Below are 21,675 nucleotides of genomic sequence, written 5' to 3'. Positions count from 1 at the left end.
TTTATCAAATACTGCTAAACTCGTAACTCCGCGTCCAGCTTTGTCGTTCTCCCGGTGGCACATGGACCGCAACGAACATTTCCGGGGAAATGACATGGCCATGCCCCCAAACGGCGGCTGAGCTTAATGGAGGCTTGCTTCGCTCACACACAGTCAGTCCGCTGGGCCGATGCTTGAGCTCCCATAGCCAAGGGGTTTCACGTCCGTCGAAGGGAGTCATCCGGAAATAGAAGTCCTTCTCTGGACGACGTTCCCAGGTCACTTGATCCCCCTCAAACACTAAGCCCTCCAGCGTCGATGGATCATCGCTCCAGATCTCCGGAGCAAACGGCAGTTTCAGCACGTAATCCGGACCTACCGCATACCCATCCATACCAAGGAAGTTATGGCTGTATTCATCGGTCGTAATTACCCGGCTTCCGGTATTCTCCAGTGTGTAGGTCACAGACAGGAGATTATCGGAAATCTCGATGTTTTTTTGCATACGTACTGCGTATCCCCGGCATTCCGCAGGCTCGGTCGTAAAACAAATCTGCTGCTCGCCCTCTTGCTCCACCTGAGTCTCAAACCGTTGGCAGGCGTAATCCCTATAAAACAGGTACTCCGCTTCATCCGGCCGTGTGAGCAAGCCTACACCCAGCTTGGGGAACTGCTCCCCCACCCGGGTGTCTTCATATCCGATCGCTTCCTTAATGCCAAATTCGCTGCAAATTCCAATGCCTCCCGTACCGGTTCCAGGCGTCAAGCTTTCCGGCACACAGAATTGATGTTGTCCATCCAGCTTAACGCCTGTGATGATTCCGGTCCCATCGAACCGGGTGCCTTGGTACGCTTCTCCGAGCTCGGCAATTTCAACGAGCAATCGGTCGTTTTTTAAATAATAAGCCATGGATTCCCTTCCTATCTATTACGCGGTTAGCGTTATTTCCATCCGGTGAACGGCTCCTTCCGGCAGCGCTTCGATCGCTTGACGCGGAATAAGGCAGCCCCCTTCACGAGAACTGGAATCCAGTGTTACGCCATTGAGGGTAACCTGACCGATTCGATAATTCCCGTATTCGGCACGCTGCAGGTTACGGTAAACGATCTGCAACTGACGTCCGGCGAAGCCGGTGATCACGGACGCTTCTCCCGCTGCATCAAATTGCTCTGCCGTCAGCTTCGGTTCCAGACGCAGATCGCCGTAATTGCCTTTGACCCCGTATACTTCCGTCAGCAGCGTCAACAGCAGCCAGCTGGCCGATCCCGTTAAATAAGTATACATGCCCCGGCCTCGTTCGTTAATATATTCCGGAATCCCGGGATACATCCGGCTGCGATCAAAATCCGCGGACAAGTGGTAAACGGAATCCAGTACTTGCTTGCCAGCCTGGACAAACCCGCGCTTATATAGCGCATTAGCGTACATCACCGTCATGTGGCTGAACATCGCCCCGTTTTCTTTATGGCCAAAAGCAAACCCAAACGCCCGCCCCAGATTCTGCTGAATTTCACCAAACCGCGAATTTAGCCGGTAACCGATGCGTTCATCCTTGAGATAACGATCCACCGCTGCTGTAATTTTGCCAACTTGCTCCTCGGTCGCAATACCGCCCATGATCGTAAACACCTGTCCAGTTAAGGTCATACGCACCCCATTGGGATGGTCTCCTTCCACCCGTACAGCATCGTTGTTGTAATATCCGTTAAACCACTCAAACCCTTCCGCACTGCGGATCCATTCCTGCTTCCGTAAATGTTCAAACGCCCAATCCGCTTTCCGCCGAAGATCCTCTGCCACTTGCTGTAGGCTAAACTTCCGCTTCCGCCCGCTAACGGCAGGCACAACGGAATCAAAATAACGTTCCAACAGCTTCTGCTTCGCCGAAATGCTGTCATAGTTCACCGGCGTTCCAAGGCTATCCAGCAGCACAGCGATTTCTTCGGCAATCTCAATCGTGTCCGTTCCTCCCGGCGCTTGCGCTAATCGAGGAAGCAGCTCGGAGAGCTCCCGCAAATTGCTGGCATAAAACGCCGTAAATGCGACGCTTTCCCCACATTCCGGCGCCATATCTAATCCGTCGTTCCAGTCTGCACCTTCCAGCTTCATATTCCCATTTTCGCCTACGTTAAAGAACGGCACGATGTTTTGCAGCAGGATATGCTCCAAAATGCTTCCTTCATAAGTCCGCCCATCCTGAGTCAACAGCTTGTTCCCCTGCTCCGGCGTCCAGGACAGATCCCGTTCCTTACAGCGTTTAGTGAAAATATCGCGGAAGTACGTCTGCGGCTTCAGCAAAAAGCCGAGGTCCCCGCTCTGATGAATATACAAGAGCGTCGTTAACAGCGGCCAAGCCCCATGGTCCATCCATACCCGCGGAATATTGTTACGGTCAGCGATAAATTCGCCCGGCTTCGCGCCGATAATCGTTGCGTTACTGCCGTCGATCCGCACGCCGGCGTAGTTGTTATACAATAAATGCCCCACCTCATCCGGCTCCATCACCAGCAAAGCCAGACAGTCCTGCCATAGATCACGCCAGCCGCGTCCGCCGCGTCCATAATCATGATATGGGAGAAATGAGTTTCCATATAAACGGCGCAAAATCGGCTGTAATGTCACCCATTTCAACCAGAGGTCATGTTGTTCATCCCCGGAATGAAAAGCAAGCGTATCGAGCTTGCTCCGCCAATAAGCTTCGTTTTGCTCAAGCAGTTCATCAAATCGCGCCTCAGACAAATAGGCAGCTGCCATGCGTTTCGTATCAATTCGGTCATCAGCGATCATCATGGCTACGACATAGGCCACCGATTCCCCCGGTGCTAGCTGGGTCGTGGCGAACCTGAGCGCGCCAACCGCCTCATATCCCTCGATCTCTGCGCCTGCTTCAACATCCGGCTGGCGATGGTCAACCACCGCCTGCGGCCAGTCGAAAGCCCCGCCCTCACCGATGAAGTCCTCGGTCACCGGGAAGAATCCAATCGGAGCTATACTGTCCTGCGTAGCTCCAAAGACGCCGTAGGCCATTTTGTTCACACGATGCCCGCGCTCATCGAACGACAGCGCCGGTTGAACTTCTACGCCGTAAGCGGAGGTATAGATCCGGTGGAGCAATGAGGTCACATGCCGGTGATCCCGCAGATCGTCAGCAGAACGCGCATACAGCGGAATCGCAGCAGTTGGGGTGATGGCGAGCTCCTGATCCCCGGTATTGGTCAGCCGAACTTTCATAAGTTCGATTTTATCGTCCGTCACAGGAACGAAGCTGGTGATTTCAGCTCTTATTTTTAGACGGGTGCTTTCCCGGGTGATTTTATGCCATAGGAACCCGGCTTCCAGCGACGTTTTCTCTTTCTCCTCTGAAAATAACGCCGCATTTTGCCGTGCGGAATTTCCCGTCACAGACCAAGCCCCATAACCATCAACATAGATCCAAAAGTTCCGTGCCGCTTTGGAGTTATGTAAGCTCTCCACCGAGATCGGTTCCATCAGGAATGAATTATGTCCCGTTGTCGCTTGCCCATGCAGATTGGGAGATACCGAGGACATCATCCCCGCTTCATTCACCAAAGGAAAATACAAATAACTGCTTAACTCAGGCTGCTCAAGCCGAAACACCCCCTCGTTCCCCTCAAATCTCCAGCCGCTTGTCGCCATTTCCCTCATCCCTTTCGTTAAAATCAGAAGTTTCGTAATGATTCCGAACCTTAATTATTAAAAATCAAAAAAACCAATTTCAAAAAGGGTCGAAACCGGTTTCGAATATCTTCATTATCTGATCTATCTCTCGGTTTGTAAAGGGTTTCAGGTCGCAAAAAATGAAACCTCCCCATCCGTTTGAATGGGGAGGTTGATCGTATGATAGCTTTATTCGGCTTACAGATCGTAATAAAGACCAAATTCGTAAGGATGTACACGCACTGCAACAGCTCTCGCTTCAGCGCGTTTCATTTCCACAAAGTTGTCGATGAACGCTTTCGTGAAGACCCCGCCTTGAGTCAAGAACTCATAGTCGTTTTCCAAAGCGTTGAGCGCTTCGTCCAGGGAGCCTGGAACGCTGCGGATCGTTGCTTTCTCTTCATCCGACAGCTCGTAAATGTTCTTGTCGAACGGTCCATAGCCCAGTTTCACCGGATCGATTTTGTTCTTGATCCCGTCGAGACCAGCCATCAGCATAGCAGAGAAGGCCAGGTATGGGTTCGCCGTGGAGTCTGGCGTACGGAATTCGATACGGCAGCCTTTTGGCGTTACGGCAGCAACCGGAATCCGGATCGCAGCCGAACGGTTCCCTTTCGAAAATACCAGGTTTACTGGAGCTTCGAAGCCAGGTACCAAGCGTTTAAACGAGTTCGTGCTTGGGTTCGTGAAGGCGATGATCGCCGGTGCATGGTAGAGGATCCCGCCGATGTAGTGCAGAGCAGTTTCACTCAGGTTGGCATAAGCGCCTTTTTCATAGAACAGAGGAGTATCGCCATTAAAGATCGATTGGTGAACGTGCATCCCGCTGCCGTTATCGCCAAAGAGCGGCTTCGGCATAAACGTTGCCGTTTTACCAAATTGAGCAGCCGTGTTATGCACGATATATTTGTAGACCATCAGGTTATCTGCCGTTTTCAACAGCGTGTCGAAACGGAAGTTAATTTCCGCTTGACCGGAAGTTGCTACTTCGTGGTGGTGACGTTCTACTTGAATGCCCGCTTCTTCAAGCAGACGGCACATTTCGCTGCGGATGTCTTGTTGCTTGTCGGTTGGTGCAACCGGTACATAGCCGCCTTTAACCGGCACTTTATAACCCAGGTTGCCGCCTTCTTCCGTACGGCCCGTGTTCCAAATCGCTTCCTCGGAATCTACCGAGTAGAACGTTTTGTTCATGCTGCTCTCATAGCGAACATCGTCAAAGATAAAGAACTCGGATTCTGGAGCAAAAAATGCTGCGGTACCAACGCCGCTTTGCTTCAGGTACTCTTCTGCGCGAACTGCTACGCTGCGCGGGTCACGCTCATAACGGTCGCCGTCCGGCGTATAGATATCGCAAAATACGTTCAACGTCGGATGTGCGGTAAAAGGATCAACAAATACAGAACCATGGTCTGGCATCATAACCATATCGGATTCTTCGATACCGCGGAAGCCAGGGATCGAGGAGCCGTCGAATGCAACGCCGTTTACGAAGGTTTCCTCAGTTACTTGGCTCGCAGGAAGTGTAATGTGATGTTGACGTCCCGACAGATCAACAAATCGGAAATCTACCCACTCGATTTGCTTTTCCTTGATTGTTTTTAAAACGATCTCTGCTGACATAATCTTTCCTCCCCAAATCACGAACATTAAATCTTATTTTTGCGTTTAACGTTCATCCTTTATTATGATTATGTCGTCATTATAGGACTATGGGGGTGAAGTCGTCAATAGTTATGTAAGGTATTTTTACACGCAAAATAAGGTATTATTACGCATAGTACAAAATAATAGACAAATAGTATAAAAGCCCACTCACCGCATGGGGAATGGGCTTTCGGATTTTATGAAATCTGTGAAAGCGTTGCACATGTTGGCCTACCTTACACGCGAAGTGCAGCTTTTGGGGTATCAAAACGTTTACCTACCAATGGCGCCAATTTCTCCAAATCTTGAAGTAACGCAGCGAACTGGTCCGGGAACAAAGACTGTACGCCGTCACCGGTCATCGAGTTGTCCGGATCGGTGTGCATTTCGATAATCAGACCGTCTGCGCCGGCAGCTACGGAGGCTTTCGTCATCGGTTCCACCAGCTCACGGCGGCCCGTACCATGGCTTGGGTCAGAGATCACCGGTAAATGGCTCAGGTTCTGCAGCACTGGAATTGCCGACAGATCCAGCGTATTACGAGTGTACGTTTCAAACGTACGGATCCCGCGTTCGCATAACATAACGTTCGGATTCCCGCCCGCCAAAATGTACTCGGCTGCGTTCAGGAACTCATCATAAGTCGCACTGAAGCCGCGTTTCAATAACACCGGCTTGTTGATCGTCCCCAGCTTGCGCAGCAGATCGAAGTTCTGCATGTTGCGCGTACCGACCTGCAGAATATCAGCATACTCCGCGCACACGTCCACATATTCCGGCGTCATGACTTCCGTAATGGTCAACAGACCATGCTTCTTGCCTGCCTCCGCCATCATTATGAGGCCTTCCACACCGATGCCCTGGAAGCTGTAAGGACCTGTACGCGGCTTAAATGCACCGCCCCGCAGCACCTGACCGCCGGCTGCTTTCACGAGACGCGCGATCTCATCGATTTGTTCCGGCGATTCTACGGCACAAGGACCGCCCATCACAACCAGCTCGTCACCGCCAATCTTAACGTCACCGATCGAAATGACCGTATCTTCAGGATGGAAGTCCCGGCTGGCCAGCTTGTAAGATTTCGAAATTTTGATGACATTCTCAACGTCCTTCATTTGGCGAAGATGCTCAGCCAGCTTTGGTTCAATCGTACCGATCAATCCGATAACAGTCCGATCTTTCCCACGTGATACATGGGTCTGCAGGCCTTCCTTCTCGATAACAGCGATAATCTCCTGAACGCGCTCCTCAGGGGTTTGGTTTGAAGTAATAACGATCAATTCGATCCCATCCTTTCTTCTATTAGGCGATGCGTGTACGAGCTAAAAACAAATATACGAATGCACAATCACTGTTTTGCTTGAACGCTTGTGTGCTTTTAAGCTTTTAACCGCTAAAGTAACTATAGCCGAATTCATCTCTCCCGTCAACCCTAATCGCTGTAGGTAAATGCGGAATAAGCCGACCTTTCTTCTTACACAAATTCATCCCTGCCCCTTATCAAAAGGGATAATGCTGAAAAAGAGGGCGCCTAGCCCCTCCCACGGACAAAAACAAAAAGACCGGAGAACCCTTCTCCGGTCTTACGTGAGATTGCTTATCTTCCAACGAACTCCTGTGCCCAATACCCGTTGTAATAGCCAACCCCAATCAGGTTGTAGTTCGCGTTCAGAATATTTGCACGGTGTCCTTCACTGTTCATCCAAGCGTTGACGACTTCAGCCGGCGTTTTTTGCCCCATGGCAATGTTCTCGCCTGCATAGCCGAATGGAATGCCAAACTTCTTCATCATGTCAAACGGGGAGCCGTACGTTGGAGACGTATGACTAAAGTAGTTGTTATCGCTCATATCCTTCGCTTTCGCCAATGCCATCTTGTTCAGCTCGGCATCACCGGTGAGCGGTTTCAGGCCTTGCTTTGCACGCTCTTGGTTTACCAGTTGGATCACTTCCGTTGCAAATTGCGACTTGTCAGTTACCGCACCTTGCGTATTACCGGTAGTGCCCTGCGTAGTACCTTGTGTTGTACCTTGTGTTGTACCTTGAGTCGCACCTTGCTTCGTTCCAGTTGGCGTCTGGCCGCCTGTAGTGCCTTGGTTACCGCTTTGGACCGGCTTCGTTGGATAATATTGATACCAAGGAATGGTGAAGTAGTTCGTCCAAGTATTTGCATTCGTGCCGTACGTAGTATATACCTTATAGGTCGTATAGGTTTTCGTCGTAATTGTATTCGAGGCCGCCGAGGCCGATGCTGGTACAAAGATTGCTGCTGCCAACATTGCAGTAAGTCCACCTGTTACCAAACGCTTCAGTCGATTCGATTTCATTCGGTCATCTCCTTCGTTGTAGTGAATCTCTTAGTTACATTTTTGTAACCTTTCTACAACGAGTATAACATGAATCGACTTCTATTGAACCCCATAAATGTTGGTAAATGCATGAAAACCGCGATGGGACGCGGTTTTCAGCTCTATGAATCTATTGTTTATTCACCTTTGTTTCGTGCTCCGACCTTCACAGGAGGTAACAATTTCGCTAGATTTACCGTACGAACGATCTCCCAAGTTGACGGGTCTTCCGGATCATATTGCTCCAGATACTGAATGACTTCCTTCGTAATTGGCGTTGGCGTCGATGCCCCCGAGGTGACCGCTACTTTGCGGACCCCTTCCAGCCATTCACGCTTCAGCTCTGTAATGTCCGCGATGCGGTACGCCTTCACTCCGGCAATCTCTTCAGCCACTTGAGCGAGGCGGTTGGAGTTGTTGCTCCGCGGATCGCCGACCACGATCACGAGGTCAGCCTGACCCGCCTGTTCCGCAACTGCCTGCTGTCGCAATTGGGTCGCAAGACAGATTTCATTGTGCACCTCAGCGCTCGGATATTTCTCCAGCAATTTTTTCATAATATGCTTAATATCCCACTGGCTCATCGTCGTTTGGTTGGTGATGACGATTTTGTCAGCGGTGAGATGAAGCTGATCGATCTCTTCTTCCTTCTCGATCAGGTGGACCTTGCCTGGAGCTACTCCTATCGCACCTTCCGGTTCAGGATGTCCTTTCTTGCCGATGTAGATGACTTCATATCCGTCGGCAACCTTCTCCTCAATTAATACATGGGTCTTCGTGACGTCAGGGCAAGTGGCATCCACTGTGGTGAGCCCTTTCTCCCGGGCCAGCTTGCGAACCTCTGGAGACACCCCATGGGCAGTAAAAATCACCGTCCCGCTCTCAACCTTATTCAAAATCTCCAGACGGTTCGGACCGTCCAACGTAATAATTCCCTCGTCCTCGAAGGAGTTCGTGACATGGCTGTTGTGCACAATCATGCCAAGTATATAAATCGGTCGCGGCAGATCCAGGTTCTGCGCTGCCTGACGAGCCAGAACCATCGCATCGACAACGCCGTAGCAATAACCGCGCGGTGTAATTTTAATGACTTCCATCCTTTATCCCTACTTTCTAATCCCCCAGATTCCTGACGGAGGGGAGCCACTCTATTATAAACTATTCCGGCAGAGCATTAAAGACAATAGGGAGCCAGATGATAAAGGTCGTCCCTTCACCTCGTTTGGTCAACACTTCCACCGAGCCTTCATGCTCGTCGATGATCCACTTGGCAATCGACAAGCCCAATCCAGTCCCTTGTATCATCCCGCGAGACGGATCCGCCCGATAAAAGCGTTCAAAAATATGCGGTACCTCGCTGCGATCCATTCCGATGCCCGTATCCGCAATGCGGATGCCAATCTGTCCCCCAGATCGAATCGCATCGATCGTGACGCTGCCCTGCTCGGTATATTTAAATGCATTTTCAATAAAAATAAACAGCATCTGCTGCAAATAATCCTTGCTGCCATTTACCGTCACGCCGTCCAGCGCTTGCAGATCTCCCTGGACCCACTCCGCTTTCCTTGGCAAAAATTGTGCCCGGCGGACCACTTCCTCCACGACCGGAGCCAGCTGGATGTGTTCCTTCGTTAACGTCTGCCCTGCATCGGCCCGGGCCAGTGACAACAAGTCGTTCACCAAACGGCTCATCCGCTCGGACTCTGCGGCGATGTCGTCCACCGCCTCCAATGAGAAGCTGCGTACCCGCTCTTCTTCACTTGGGCCACGCTGCTCCATATCCTGGGACCACATCCGTTTTAATAAATCCACATTGCCGCGTATCGTCGTCAGCGGCGTCCGCAGTTCGTGGGAAGCATCTGAGACGAATCGGCGCTGAGCCGAATAAGCTTCATCCAACTCCCTATAGAAGCCTTCGGTTCGGGCCAGCATGTTGTTCACGGTGCCGATCAGTTGGCCAATTTCATCATTTGGCCCCTCGTAGTCAATTCTGACGCTCAAGTCATTCCCGGTCTGAATACCGTTGGCCGCCTCAATGACCTTACCAATAGGTGCCATCGATTTGCGCGCCAGAAAATACCCCAGCGAACTGGCCGCGAGAATCGTAACGATGGAACCAAATACCAGCACGGTACTCATCCGGCCCATCAGCTTGTCTTCAGCGCCCGTATAAGCGGCTAACTGAATTAAGCCAATCAACTGGTTATCCAAGGTGATCGGGAGCTGATACAGCAAGAAGGAATGATTGTACAACTGCACTCGTTTAAAGCCCGCAATTTTGCTCACCGAATCCCCGGCGGGAACCGGAAACTTCATGTTCCAATTCAGCAAGTTTTGCGAATATCGCGTGTGACCGTCCGTATAATTGTGGATCTGCACAAACAGTTGGGCGTCCTCCAACCGATTCGCCTGCATCGGATCCAAATACAAGTCAAGCCCCTGGGTGATGCTGTAGCTTTGGGAGTTCTTAATCCGATTGGCCTGATCCTCCAACCGGTTTCTCACTTCCTGATACGTATTGTATCTAACCAGTCCATAGATCGAAGCGCTGAACAGGATCAACGTGACGGCCAAAATTCCGGTATACCATGCAGTTAGCCGCAGCCGGATCGACATACTTAAGCCTCTCCTCTCAGGATGTAACCGGCCCCGCGGATCGTTTGAATGACGCGCTTGCCGCCGTGCTCCTCCGTCTTCTGACGGAGCATGGCAATATAGACCTCCAGCACATTCGACTCCCCGCTGTAGTCGTACCCCCAAATTTTATCCATAATTAAATCTCGGGTGAGCAAACGTTTCGGATTTTGCATGAACAGATGGAGCAGCTCGAATTCCTTCGCCGTCAGCTCTAGCCGTTGACCAGCCCGTGTCACCTCCCGGGAATCCAGGTCCATGATGATGTCCTCAAAGATCAAACGCTGGCTGCCGGACCCGACGCCCGTGTCCTTCCGTCGTAGCAATGCCCGAACCCGAGCCAGCAGCTCCTCCAGCGCAAACGGTTTGACGAGATAATCGTCGGCCCCGATATCCAGGCCTTTTACCCGGTTCTCGACCTCATCCTTGGCGGTTAACATCAGCACCGGCACAGTACTTCCGCCCTCGCGCAGCCGACGGCAGACCTCGAATCCATCTACCTTGGGCATCATCACGTCCAAAATAATCAAATCCGGGTCGGCGCTCAGCATCATGGACAGTCCTTCCGCTCCGTTCTGAGCTGTATACACGTCATAGCCTTCAAATGCGAGGCCGCGCCGCAGCATCGACGTAATTTTCTCATCATCATCTATGACCAAAATCGCCGATCTCACGAGCTATCTCTCCTTTGCCTTCCGCTTGCCCTGCAGCAAGCTCTACTCTCTCCATTGTACCAAATCGAACGGCTAACCCGCATCTGGAAGCCAAAAAGGCGGCAGGCTGCTCCTGCCGCCTCTACCGCCTTGGCTGCTTCCTGTGCGAATTAGTTTACGTTGGTAAACTCGTTCTTATCGCCAATCGTAACCTCAAGATCAATGTTCTTGCCGTTACGTACAACGTTGAGCGTAACTTTCGCACCAACTTGTTGTTTTTGAATAAACTCAATCAATTTCTCTTTGGTCGCAAATTTCGTTCCGTTCGCTCCGGTAATGATATCGTACGGACGCAGGTCGGCGTTATAAGCCGGCGATTTGAATACCACATCCGTCACAATGGAGCCTTCCTTCACGTCGGTTTGCATTTGCTTCGCAACTTCCTCAGTCATCGTCATCAAAGTTGCTCCGATGAATGGTACCGGCTTTTGCGGAATTTTCTCGTTGTTTTTCAGTTTTTCCAACACTTCGGTCACCGTGCTGGTTGGAATTGCAAAACCAATCCCCTGTGCATCCGAGCTGACAGCGACGTTAATCCCAATGACTTCACCGTTCAGGTTCAAGAGCGGACCACCGGAGTTCCCCGGGTTGATCGAAGCGTCGGTTTGCAGCAAGTGCTCGTACTCGCGGTCTTTCTCGCCGTTTTCCCCGGCGATCTTAATGTCGCGCTCCTTCGCGCTCAGCACCCCGGCCGTCACCGTGTGGTCAAAGCCCTGCGGGTTCCCAATCGCGACCAGCCACTCCCCAACCTGCGTGTTGTCCGAGTTGCCCAACGGAATCGAAGGGAAGTTATTGTCACCGTCGATTTTCAATACAGCCAAGTCCAGCTCATAGCTGGTACCCAGCACTTTAGCCTCATAAGGCTTATCTGTCCCTTGGACGGTAACCTGCACCACATCGGCGTTATGCACCACGTGTTCATTCGTTAAGATGTAACCCGTTTTATCGAAAATAAATCCCGATCCAATCCCTGTCGGCACGAGTTGACTCGAACCCGAGGAGCCGCCGTTGTTGCTGCCATTGCCGCCAGAGCCAAAGAAGTCATCGCCAAAGAAGTAACGGTAGAAGGGATCGTTACTGTACGGGTTGCTGCTTCTTTGCTTGCTGGCATCCGTTAACGTTTCAATTTTAACAACGGCCGGACCTGCTTGATTCACGACTTTCGTCACCTCACCGGAATCCGTTACCGGATACAGTGCAGCCGTTGCTTTGCCGGACGAATCGGAACCACTGCTATTGGATGTATTGCTTGATGCCGGTACCGAAGAGGATGCCGCCTGATCCGGGGTAAACAAGTTCGCACGGTCCGCATAAAACATCGCGCCGGTCATGATCAGCATGCCGGCTAAGACACCGGCGATCACCGAACGAACGGAGGATTTACGCTGCGGTTTAGTGTTGTATTGCCAGTTCGCACTCTTGGCAGCCGGCAAGCTGCTGCGTCCATCTCCATTTGATCCGCTTGTGGATTCAGCCGCGCTGCGAATCATTTCATAGGAAGAAGGATAAGGTTTCAGCGGCTGCGGTTTCGTCACTTCTACTTCTTCAGGTTGACTCTGTGAGTATCCTGTTGTTTGTCCAGACTCCTCGTTGTTTTTTCCATAGGATTGAAAAGGTCCGTAAGAATAATAATAGGAAGAGCTCGACTCCGAAGATTCTTGACGCTTCGGTTCATTGGTATTGTTCGCGTCCTCTTCAAAAGGTTGGCTCGATTTATTTTTTTGATCATCCATCTTGATTGACCTCCTTCCCCCGAGTGGTTCAGGGGTAACTTGTTTTTCTTGCTTTCTTGATTTTTATTCTGTACCAGAAACCTTAAACATACATTAAAAACAATTAAAAAGGAGATAAAAGCTAGAATGGTGCATTACAGATTAAAAAATAGCGCCCCATCAGGCGCTATTTCCGTCTAATCAATCTATGAACGCCCTACCCAACCTTGCCGGTGGGCATAGATGGCCAACTGCGTGCGGTCCTCCAGCTCGCATTTCATCAGCAGGTTGCTGACGTGGGTTTTGACTGTCTTGATGCTGATATGCAGCTCTTCAGCGATGTCCTTGTTGCTTTTTCCCTCGGCGATTAACAGCAGCACTTCCTTCTCCCGCTCGGTCATCCCCGAGTCATCCCCTTGTACGGTACGCTGACGGAGGCCGCGGGTGAGCGCTTGGGCCACTTCACCTGTCATCACTGGCATCCCGCGGAAGGCCCCTTGCAGCGCATAAATCAACTCCTCGGCGGAGACGGTCTTCAGCACATAACTGACCGCGCCGGCCTCAACCGCCTGCACAACGAGATCATCCTCCAGGAAGCTGGTGAGAATCACGATTTTCATATCCGGAAACCGATTCCGCACTTCCTTGGTTGCTTCGGCTCCGTTCATTTCCGGCATCATCAAATCCATCAGTATGATGTCGGGCAGCCCCTCCGGCAATCCTCGTTCCAACATCTCTACCGCCTCACGCCCGTCTCCGGCCTCGGCGATCACCTCAAACCCCGGGTCTTGCATCAAATACGTCTTTAACCCCATTCGTACCATGTCATGGTCATCAACGATCATCACCTTGATCTTGCTCATCCGCGGCTCCCCCTTTTCCTTCCTCAAACTTCGGAATATGCACCCGAATTGTCGTTCCTGCTCCAGGCTTACTAATGATTTCCACATGGCCGCCAAGCTTCTCCGCCCGCTCCTTCATTGTCGTTAACCCGTAGGAGCCCTGCTTCTGATGCGTGTTGCTAAAGCCTTGTCCGTCATCACTGATACTAAGCACCACTTGACGCGGACCTTCTCGCAACGACAGGCTGACCATGCTGGCTCCGGCATGCTTCACAATATTCGCCATCGCTTCCTGGATGATAAGGAACAGCTGATGTTCTTTCGCTTCCGACATGTCTCCCTGGATGTCCATATCCTTAATCCCTTTGAGTCCGTTCTGCCGGCAATAGTCAGGAAACCACTGATCCAACGCCTCAGCCAATGATTTGCCAACCAGCTCCATTGGACGTAACTGGGCGATGAGGGCACGCATCTGCTTTTGCGCCGTATTCGACATCTGGATCAGTTGATTCAGCACCGTTTCTGCCTGGGCTGCGTTGTTTTCCAGCACCTTCGGCAAAGAGGAAGCCGCCATATGAATGGCAAAGAGCTGCTGGCTGACGGTATCGTGCAAATCGCGGGCCAGCCGTCTGCGTTCCTCCAGCACCGCTTTTTCTGCAGCCTGCTCCTTCTCAACAACCTCTTGCTCGCCGAGCTGTTGAAGCAGCTGCATTTTTTTCTCCATGGCTTCTATCATGTTGTTAAATTCCTGATACACTCCGTTAAAGGTCTGATCTGCCGTTTCCGGCATCCGCACCGATAAGTTCCCCTTGGCGACCTGCAGCATGTTCAGGTGTAAGTGATCGATCTTCCCCTGGATGCGCCGACCGGCAATATAGCCAATAATCAGCGCTAAAACGACGATGCCTGCCATATCGTAAATCCACACCGAGGAATCGCTAACTACGATGACCCCGGTCGTCGTTCCGATATAGAAGGCAACCGCCGTCAGGCTGCCGGTGAGCAAGAAATAACACAACAGCTCCCACTTCGTATTCATCAAGATCCGCCGCACAATCATCAGGTTACCCTACCATGTTCACTTTAACGTCGCCGACAAATACGCTGACAATCAGCTTAATCCGCTTGCTGGCTTCGCCATAATACGGAGATTCCGCGGTGACGCTGCTCATGAAGCCGCCTTGCTTCTGCGTCAGCACTTTCAAATCGCCGATGAACGCGCTGGAAGTGGCCACAATCCCGATATCCATATCGTCAGGGATGAACACTTTTACATCGCCGATGAAAGACGAAACGTTAATTTTGGTTTCCCCGTAAGGAATTTGCGCCTTCGTCAGGTCAATAATCGTATCGCCGATAAAATGGGAGATATTCATCGGTTTCAGTTGGAAATAATCCTGACCCAAGTGAACATCACCGATAAAACCACTCTTCTGGATGACCGGTCCATGACCTCCTAAACCGCTATCCTGCTGGTGATGCCCAAAATTTGGAGAGGAAAAACGCGATTTTTCCTGCTTCGCTGCTTCTTCCTTCTCTTTCTCCTTCTCCATCGAGCCAAAAATTGAATCCAGCGGAGACTCCATCTCCGGATGGAATGTTGGCGGCGGTGGATCAAGCGGCGGCATCGGAGGCGGCGGAGAATCGTCGCGCCGTTTGTGCCGATCCGGATCACGCGGTCTGAATATGACGAACAGCCCGCCGATGATCAATATCACCGGGAAGAAGAAGCGGAAAAAGTCGCCCGGACTTAAGTCGATAAAATTCAGATTGCGAGCCAGAAAATACCCGCCGATGAGCAGTAATACGACACTGCCGATAAAGTTACCGCCCCGCCAGCCGCCGTTAGTTAAGTTCGCCAACCCTCCTAATATCAGAAACAAGGGCCAGTAAGTCGCGAACATTTCACCGATGCTGAAATCGGTCACTCCGAGCTGATTCAGAAGAAACACGCCCCCGATCCCGACCAGCACCATCCCTCCAATTAATCTTCCAAATAACCCATTTCTCATATCGTAACCTCCAATGGACTGCCTCTTACTAATGCCAGTTTACCTGAAGGATAAGGTGATGAACAGCGGCGCGGGATGGAAAGCTTGATCGGTCTCGAGACCGAGGGGAAAGGGAATATATGTAAAAAGCGCCCCTTATTGGGACGCTCTTTTCGCTCTATGCGATCATTATTGTTGTTTGTTCACTGGAGTCGTTGCATTGCGAGAAGCTTTCGCTTTCTGAGCAACGGTTGCTGTACTTTCTTCAGCAAATTCCTCATTAAACTTCTCGTTCGGTGTTTTGTAACCTGGAGAAGCGGCTTTCTTTTGATTTGCCATGATTCTTCACCTCCCTCTCGCATACGCCAATTTTGTGGATTCGTCGGCGTTTTCGCAGCCCCCTAGTCGTGGGCCACGAACCTTATTATGCGAACTGGGAAGATGAATTATGCGAGCGAAAAGCGAAGGTGGGCGAAGCTTAAATCGCCTTATCCCAAAGGTTTTCGGGAATTTCCTTGTTCACTTCCATCGCTTTGCCAAGCTCCTTCAGCATCTCTTCGGTTAACTTGCCGTCTCCTTTACGGACCACCTGGACCTCAACCTCTTTTTTGCCCCATTCCTTATAAACCTGCTTGATGGTGTCAAAATAAAGGTCGATTTTGTGCCCGCGGATTGCTGAGCCTTTATCAGCAACGACCCCGTAGCCATACCCCGGAATATAAAGGATCGTACCAATCGGAAAAATCTTTAAGTCGGCAGCAATCGTCGAGACGGTATCTTTGTCACGCCGCACCCGAACACCCGAATACGTAATGCCGTATTGCGGATGGTTGGGCTTCTTGCCGGTGGATTCATAGCCGGCGGTATAACCGGTTGCCAGTACTTTGACGGTTTCCACCGCTTTTTTCTTGCGTTCAGGCTGAGCTTGTTGAGCCTGTTTATGTTCCGGGTTCATTATGATCCCCCGTTGATATTGGTATTGTCGTGTTGTTCTTACCGCTTGCAGTTGCTGCGATTGCTTCAGCTCCAGCCATTCTGCGTAATTCCGATATTGCTGGTTGGCGTATATGCTTTGCGGCTGGAAGCCCCCAGCCGGCAGATCCGCTGCCATCGTAAATACAAGCAATCCTGCAAGCAAACAGCGTGTACTAAACTTGTGCCAGAAATGAAATTGGCGCATGAGAAAACCTCCCCCTTATTCGAAAGGTTTTCCACATACGCCCAATTCTATACATCCTGGCTTTCCAGCACGATGCTCACGATCCGCTCTCAACTGCAAAAGTGCAGTTATTTTTGCTCAAATCCCGCACCTGGGGCCCTTTTGATGTAAAAATACAGTTTGTTCCCGCTCAAAACCTCCGGTTCTGTTAACCCCCCTATAACGGAATGCACTTTTACATTAAAGCTCTATTAAGATCGGAATTTTGCACATCGCGAACTGCACTTTTGCAGTTGGAGCGTTTATAAGTGGAGTAGACTTCGTTCGTTGAACTCTCCTTCCTTACCGCAATAAAAAAGGCTAAAATATTGTATTTCGTACAACATTTTAGCCTCTATCAGCTTACAGACGAATTAAATCACGTGGTTCCGGATTTCTTCTTGCAGCTGAGCAATCACTTCTTCCACCGCTTTAGCGCCCAGGTCGCCTTGGCCGCGTTTGCGGACAGAGACGGTGCCGGCGCTTTGCTCGTTTTCGCCTACGACGAGCATGTATGGCAGCTTCTCTAGCTGAGCTTCGCGGATCTTATAGCCGAGCTTCTCGTTGCGCAGATCGCTTTCGGCGCGGATGCCGGCAGCCCGCAGTTTATCTTCAACCTGACGAGCATAAGCGTCAAAGTTGCTGGATACCGGAAGCACTTTCGCTTGAACCGGAGCCAGCCAGAGCGGCAGATTCCCTGCGAAGTTCTCCAGCAGGAAGGCCGTAAAGCGTTCCATCGTCCCGAGAATACCACGGTGCAGCACGACCGGACGATGCTTCTGACCGTCGTCACCCACGTATTCCAGCTCGAAACGTTCCGGCAGCAGGAAGTCAATTTGCACTGTCGACAGCGTCTCTTCCTTGCCCAGCGCCGTTTTGATCTGTACGTCCAGCTTCGGTCCGTAGAACGCGGCTTCGCCTTCCGCTTCGAAGAACGGCAAGCCGGCTTCTTCTACAACTTCGCGAAGCATCCGCTGCGCCGTATTCCACATTTCATCGTTTTGGTAGTATTTCTCCGTATCTTGAGGATCACGGTAAGACAGCCGGAACCGGTACTCGTGAATGCCAAAATCGTTGTACACCTGCTTGATCAGATCTAGAACGCGCTTAAACTCATCTTTGATTTGATCCAAACGGCAGAAAATATGGGCATCGTTCAGCGTCATCGAACGTACGCGGTGCAAGCCGGTTAAAGCACCGGACATTTCATAGCGATGCTGCATCCCCAGCTCGGCGATACGGATCGGCAAGTCGCGGTAGCTGCGCATATCGCTCTTATACACCATCATGTGGTGCGGGCAGTTCATCGGACGAAGTACGAATTCCTCCGTATCAATCGCCATTTTCGGGAACATGTCTTCTTGATAATGCTCCCAGTGACCCGATGTTTTATACAAATCGACGTTCCCCAGCACCGGAGTGTATACATGCTGGTAACCCAGTCTTTCTTCAATATCAACGATATAACGTTCCAGCGTCCGGCGAACTGTCGCTCCCTTCGGCAGCCAGATCGGCAAGCCTTGACCAACCAGGTTGTTGAACGTGAAGATATTAAGTTCCTTACCCAGCTTGCGGTGGTCGCGTTTCTTCGCTTCCTCCAACATGTGCAGATGATGATCCAAATCTGCTTTCTTCATAAAGGCAGTGCCGTATACGCGCTGCAGCATTTTGTTTTTGCTATCGCCGCGCCAGTAAGCACCGGCCACGCTGAGCAGCTTAAACACTTTAATCTTCCCGGTCGAAGGCACGTGCGGCCCACGGCACAAGTCGAAAAATTCGCCTTGATCATAAATCGAAATGACGCTGTCTTCCGGCAAGTCGCGAATGAGCTCTAGCTTATACGGATCCCCGAGCTCGGTGTAAATCGCTAACGCTTCTTCACGGCTCACCTCACGACGAGTAATCGGCAGGTTTTCACCGATAATGCGTTCCATTTCTTTTTCAATCTTCTGCAGATCTTCTGGATTGAGCGGATGCTCCAGATCCATGTCATAGTAGAATCCGTCCTCGATCACCGGACCGACGCCCAGCTTCACTTCTTTGTTGCCGTACAGGCGTTTTACCGCCTGCGCCATCAAGTGCGCACAGCTGTGACGCATTATTTCCAGTCCGTCCTGGGAATCCGCCGTAATGATTTCCACTTTCGCGCCGTCAACCAGCTTCGTATTTAAATCGACAGCTTTACCATCGATCTTCCCGGCCAGCGCATTTTTACGCAACCCGCTGCTGATCGAAGCCGCCACATCCTCCAAACTGCTGCCTTCCGCATACTCCCGAACCGAACCGTCCGGCAAAACAACTGATACTGCCACCTTGATTTCCTCCCTAAAAATAGAATTGGTTACCGGAAGCGGACAAATTAAAAAACGCCCGTCCCGGAAAGGGACGAGCGTTATATACCCGTGGTTCCACCCTCATTCGGCCAATCCACAACACTCACCCGTGCATCACACTCGGATATGGCCCTTAATTCGGCATTCGTTAACGGGAATGAACCGGTATTCCTTACTTCACGAAGGTTCGGGAATACAGCTACAAAGGGGTAAACCAAAAGCGAATCCGAAGGGAATTCCAGCCAAGTTCCCTCTCTCTGCACCGTTCAAGCCTTCTGGCTCATGTCTTTGTCCACGCTATTTAAGGTAGTTCACTTAATGCAAGTAATTATAATGCGAACTTCCCCGTTCGTCAAGAAACGTCTTCATCATTATCCTTGATCTAGGCGCCGCGTCTCCTGATGGAATAGCTGGCAATGCGGACATAACAAGCAGATCTCCACCCGCTCGCCAAATATCCGCGAGATCGTCGTAATCACCTGGGCATCAGGTTCCTGAGTATGAATCAAGATCCGGTCCGGGGAGAGGGAGATCAAGGTGCTGACGATCACGTCCTCCATCTGCATCTCCTGATCGGCAATCCGCGCGATAACCCCGCCGGATGCCGGCACACGAATCGGCGTAAATTGCTCGTTCAGAATCGCAAATTCAGATTCCTGCTTATGCATCAAATGGACTAAAGGGGTCAAAGGCTCCTGGAAATACACAAAATACTGCAGCAGCCCAATAAATTCCTCATATTGCTTGTCGAGCAAAAACTCGTCTACGGCATAGTCTACAATTTCACGCAGCTTGTCCTCATAAGCCTTGAGGCGAAACCAGACGAACCCTTCTAGATGGAGCTGGGAAGAAGACTGCAAATACTCACGCAGTGCTTCTTGTACCAACGTTTTGCGTTGATCACGGGCACAGCCGGTAACCGCATCTTCGGCCAGAAGCCGGTTCACCATGTCATGCACCTGCTCCGCTTCCTCGCGGGATTCGAAGCTGTAATCCCGTCGCATGACTCTGGCGGCGATCTCTGCTTCCTTCTCGCGGAGGATGTACTCTGCGATACCTTGCGACAAACAGTCAATCAGTTGTAGATCGCCAGCAGCTTGCTCCCCGCTGCTGGCTTCCGGGCATCCCATGAGCACCGCCTCCAGCATCCCGCCTGCGGCCGCTTGAAAGCGAAGCCGTACCTCACGGTTATGTAAGCTGCTGACGGCCTCCTGTAACCAAGCTTTGAACCGTTCCTCCGATTCGGCGGAACCGCAATTGACGCGTACAGTAAAAAAATCCATGAATCTGGCCCCCTTCCGCTTCCTTCTCCAAGTATATGGTGGGAAGGTAGCGGATATACGGGAACCGTTCATGGAATGAAAGGCAGTTCTGCCAGCAATATTTTAGAATCGGATCAAGTTAGTTTTGCATAATGAAATCGCGTTCGACCGTCGTTTCTTCATCAAACACGCGCAAAATCTCATATTTTGTATTCCGTTGCGCCGGAACTTTGCCTGCGGAACGAATGATCGACAGGATCGATTCGATATTTACTTTATGGGTCGCACCGGCGGACGATACAACGTTCTCCTCAATCATCGTGCTGCCGAAGTCGTTACATCCGTATTGCAGCGACAATTTGCCGACTTCCGGACCCATCGTTACCCAAGAGGACTGCAGGTTTTTGATGTTATCCAACACAATCCGGCTGATCGCGACTGTCTTCAGATAGGATTCCGGCGTTTGCCGTTCCGCTTTCAGGTTCGTGTTGTCCGGCTGGAACGTCCATGGGATAAAGGCCAGGAATCCTTCGGACGGATACCCGTTCTGGATGCACTCATCCTGTGCTTCCCGCACACGCAGCAGATGCAGCGCCCGTTCTTCCATCGACTCGCCGAACCCGATCACCATCGTGGCGGTTGTGTTCATGCCGATTTTATGGGCCGTTTGCATCACGTCCATCCAGTCTCTCCAAGAGCCTTTCAAGCGGCTGATTTTACGACGTGTGCGGTCGTCCAAAATTTCAGCTCCGCCGCCCGGCAAGGAATCCAGACCTGCTGCATGAATCTCGCGCAAAACCTCTTCCAGCGAAAGCCCGTCGGAAACTTCCTTCATCTTCATGATTTCCGCAGGAGAGAACGAGTGCATGGTGATGTTCGGGAACCGCTCCTTAATCGCCTTCAATAAGTTTGTATAATAGCTAAAAGGTAAATTCGGGTTAGTTCCGCCCTGCATCAGAATCTCAGTGCCGCCGACGTCTACCGTTTCCTGGATTTTCTGAAAAATCACTTCGTCCGGAAGCACATACCCTTCCTCAGAGCCCGGCCGACGGTAAAAAGCGCAGAACCGGCAATATACGTCACAAATGTTCGTATAGTTAATGTTCCGCCCAATCACAAACGTGGTGATCGGTTCAGGATGCTTGCGCTCCATCAAAATGTTGGCGGTATGTCCGATCTTCTCCACTTCGTCGGATTCGAACAATTGGATCGTATCCTCCAAATCCAGGCGTCCGCCCTGCAGCGCTTTGTTTAATATATCGTCGATTGCAGTCATTTCACTGCCTCCTTAGAACAAATAAATGAATCCCAGGCGATACCTGAAAATTTAAAATGTTA

17 protein-coding genes are annotated in these 21,675 nt (G+C 51.1%); all 17 read right to left on the bottom strand.

Features of this window, described 5'->3' with window-relative positions:
• Positions 1-4: 4 nt before the first annotated feature.
• The 17 genes from M891_RS0106210 to mqnC all read right to left on the bottom strand — a co-directional run bounded on the left by M891_RS0106210 (position 5) and on the right by mqnC (position 21,613).
• On the bottom strand, positions 5-889 hold the full coding sequence (locus tag M891_RS0106210; protein ID WP_028538214.1) for a hypothetical protein: 885 nt from the start codon (positions 887-889) through the stop codon (positions 5-7).
• 18 nt (positions 890-907) lie between these two features.
• Positions 908-3,637 carry a GH36-type glycosyl hydrolase domain-containing protein gene (locus tag M891_RS0106205; protein ID WP_028538213.1) on the bottom strand — a complete coding sequence of 910 codons (2,730 nt, stop codon included), beginning with the start codon at positions 3,635-3,637 and terminating at the stop codon, positions 908-910.
• Positions 3,638-3,856: 219 nt separating this feature from the next.
• The gene (gene glnA / locus M891_RS0106200; protein ID WP_016312928.1) at positions 3,857-5,281 is read right to left on the bottom strand and encodes a type I glutamate--ammonia ligase; all 1,425 of its coding nucleotides are present in this window, start codon (positions 5,279-5,281) and stop codon (positions 3,857-3,859) included.
• Positions 5,282-5,541: 260 nt separating this feature from the next.
• Positions 5,542-6,585, bottom strand: a complete 1,044-nt coding sequence (gene aroF / locus M891_RS0106195; RefSeq protein WP_028538212.1) for a 3-deoxy-7-phosphoheptulonate synthase — start codon at positions 6,583-6,585, stop codon at positions 5,542-5,544.
• Between the two features lie 317 nt (positions 6,586-6,902).
• Positions 6,903-7,631: a CAP domain-containing protein gene (locus M891_RS0106190; RefSeq protein WP_028538211.1), complete on the bottom strand. Its 729-nt coding sequence runs from the start codon at positions 7,629-7,631 to the stop codon at positions 6,903-6,905.
• Positions 7,632-7,789: 158 nt separating this feature from the next.
• Positions 7,790-8,749, bottom strand: a complete 960-nt coding sequence (locus M891_RS0106185) for a 4-hydroxy-3-methylbut-2-enyl diphosphate reductase (protein ID WP_016312931.1) — start codon at positions 8,747-8,749, stop codon at positions 7,790-7,792.
• A gap of 61 nt (positions 8,750-8,810) precedes the next feature.
• Positions 8,811-10,268: a sensor histidine kinase gene (locus M891_RS0106180; protein WP_028538210.1), complete on the bottom strand. Its 1,458-nt coding sequence runs from the start codon at positions 10,266-10,268 to the stop codon at positions 8,811-8,813.
• A 2-nt stretch (positions 10,269-10,270) separates the two neighbouring features.
• A complete protein-coding gene (locus tag M891_RS0106175; protein ID WP_016312933.1) occupies positions 10,271-10,960 on the bottom strand; it encodes a response regulator transcription factor in 690 nt (229 codons plus the stop codon).
• Between the two features lie 149 nt (positions 10,961-11,109).
• Positions 11,110-12,732 (bottom strand): S1C family serine protease, encoded by a 1,623-nt coding sequence (locus M891_RS0106170; RefSeq protein ID WP_028538209.1) that lies wholly within the window; start codon positions 12,730-12,732, stop codon positions 11,110-11,112.
• 185 nt (positions 12,733-12,917) lie between these two features.
• Positions 12,918-13,574 carry a response regulator gene (locus M891_RS0106165; RefSeq protein ID WP_028538208.1) on the bottom strand — a complete coding sequence of 219 codons (657 nt, stop codon included), beginning with the start codon at positions 13,572-13,574 and terminating at the stop codon, positions 12,918-12,920.
• Positions 13,546-14,613 (bottom strand): sensor histidine kinase, encoded by a 1,068-nt coding sequence (locus M891_RS0106160; RefSeq protein WP_028538207.1) that lies wholly within the window; start codon positions 14,611-14,613, stop codon positions 13,546-13,548. The genes M891_RS0106165 and M891_RS0106160 overlap by 29 nt, the downstream gene beginning before the upstream one ends.
• 4 nt (positions 14,614-14,617) lie before the next feature.
• A complete protein-coding gene (gene liaF / locus M891_RS0106155) occupies positions 14,618-15,565 on the bottom strand; it encodes a cell wall-active antibiotics response protein LiaF (RefSeq protein ID WP_028538206.1) in 948 nt (315 codons plus the stop codon).
• Positions 15,566-15,733: 168 nt separating this feature from the next.
• Entirely contained in the window at positions 15,734-15,883 is a 150-nt protein-coding gene (locus M891_RS25520) for a hypothetical protein (RefSeq protein ID WP_016312938.1), read from the bottom strand.
• A 139-nt stretch (positions 15,884-16,022) separates the two neighbouring features.
• On the bottom strand, positions 16,023-16,724 hold the full coding sequence (locus tag M891_RS23415) for a 3D domain-containing protein (protein ID WP_028538205.1): 702 nt from the start codon (positions 16,722-16,724) through the stop codon (positions 16,023-16,025).
• A gap of 392 nt (positions 16,725-17,116) precedes the next feature.
• On the bottom strand, positions 17,117-19,054 hold the full coding sequence (thrS, locus tag M891_RS0106140) for a threonine--tRNA ligase (RefSeq protein WP_016312940.1): 1,938 nt from the start codon (positions 19,052-19,054) through the stop codon (positions 17,117-17,119).
• Between the two features lie 392 nt (positions 19,055-19,446).
• Positions 19,447-20,358, bottom strand: coding sequence for a putative sporulation protein YtxC (locus tag M891_RS0106135; protein ID WP_028538204.1), 912 nt, complete (start codon positions 20,356-20,358; stop codon positions 19,447-19,449).
• Between the two features lie 118 nt (positions 20,359-20,476).
• Positions 20,477-21,613 carry a cyclic dehypoxanthinyl futalosine synthase gene (gene mqnC, locus M891_RS0106130; protein ID WP_028538203.1) on the bottom strand — a complete coding sequence of 379 codons (1,137 nt, stop codon included), beginning with the start codon at positions 21,611-21,613 and terminating at the stop codon, positions 20,477-20,479.
• Positions 21,614-21,675 lie beyond the last annotated feature (62 nt).

This window comes from Paenibacillus sp. J14, from assembly GCF_000518465.1.
Classification (GTDB): domain Bacteria; phylum Bacillota; class Bacilli; order Paenibacillales; family Paenibacillaceae; genus Fontibacillus; species Fontibacillus barengoltzii.
The sequence above is the reverse complement of the archived record's forward strand: the minus strand, read 5'-3'. Positions and strand labels throughout refer to the sequence as shown.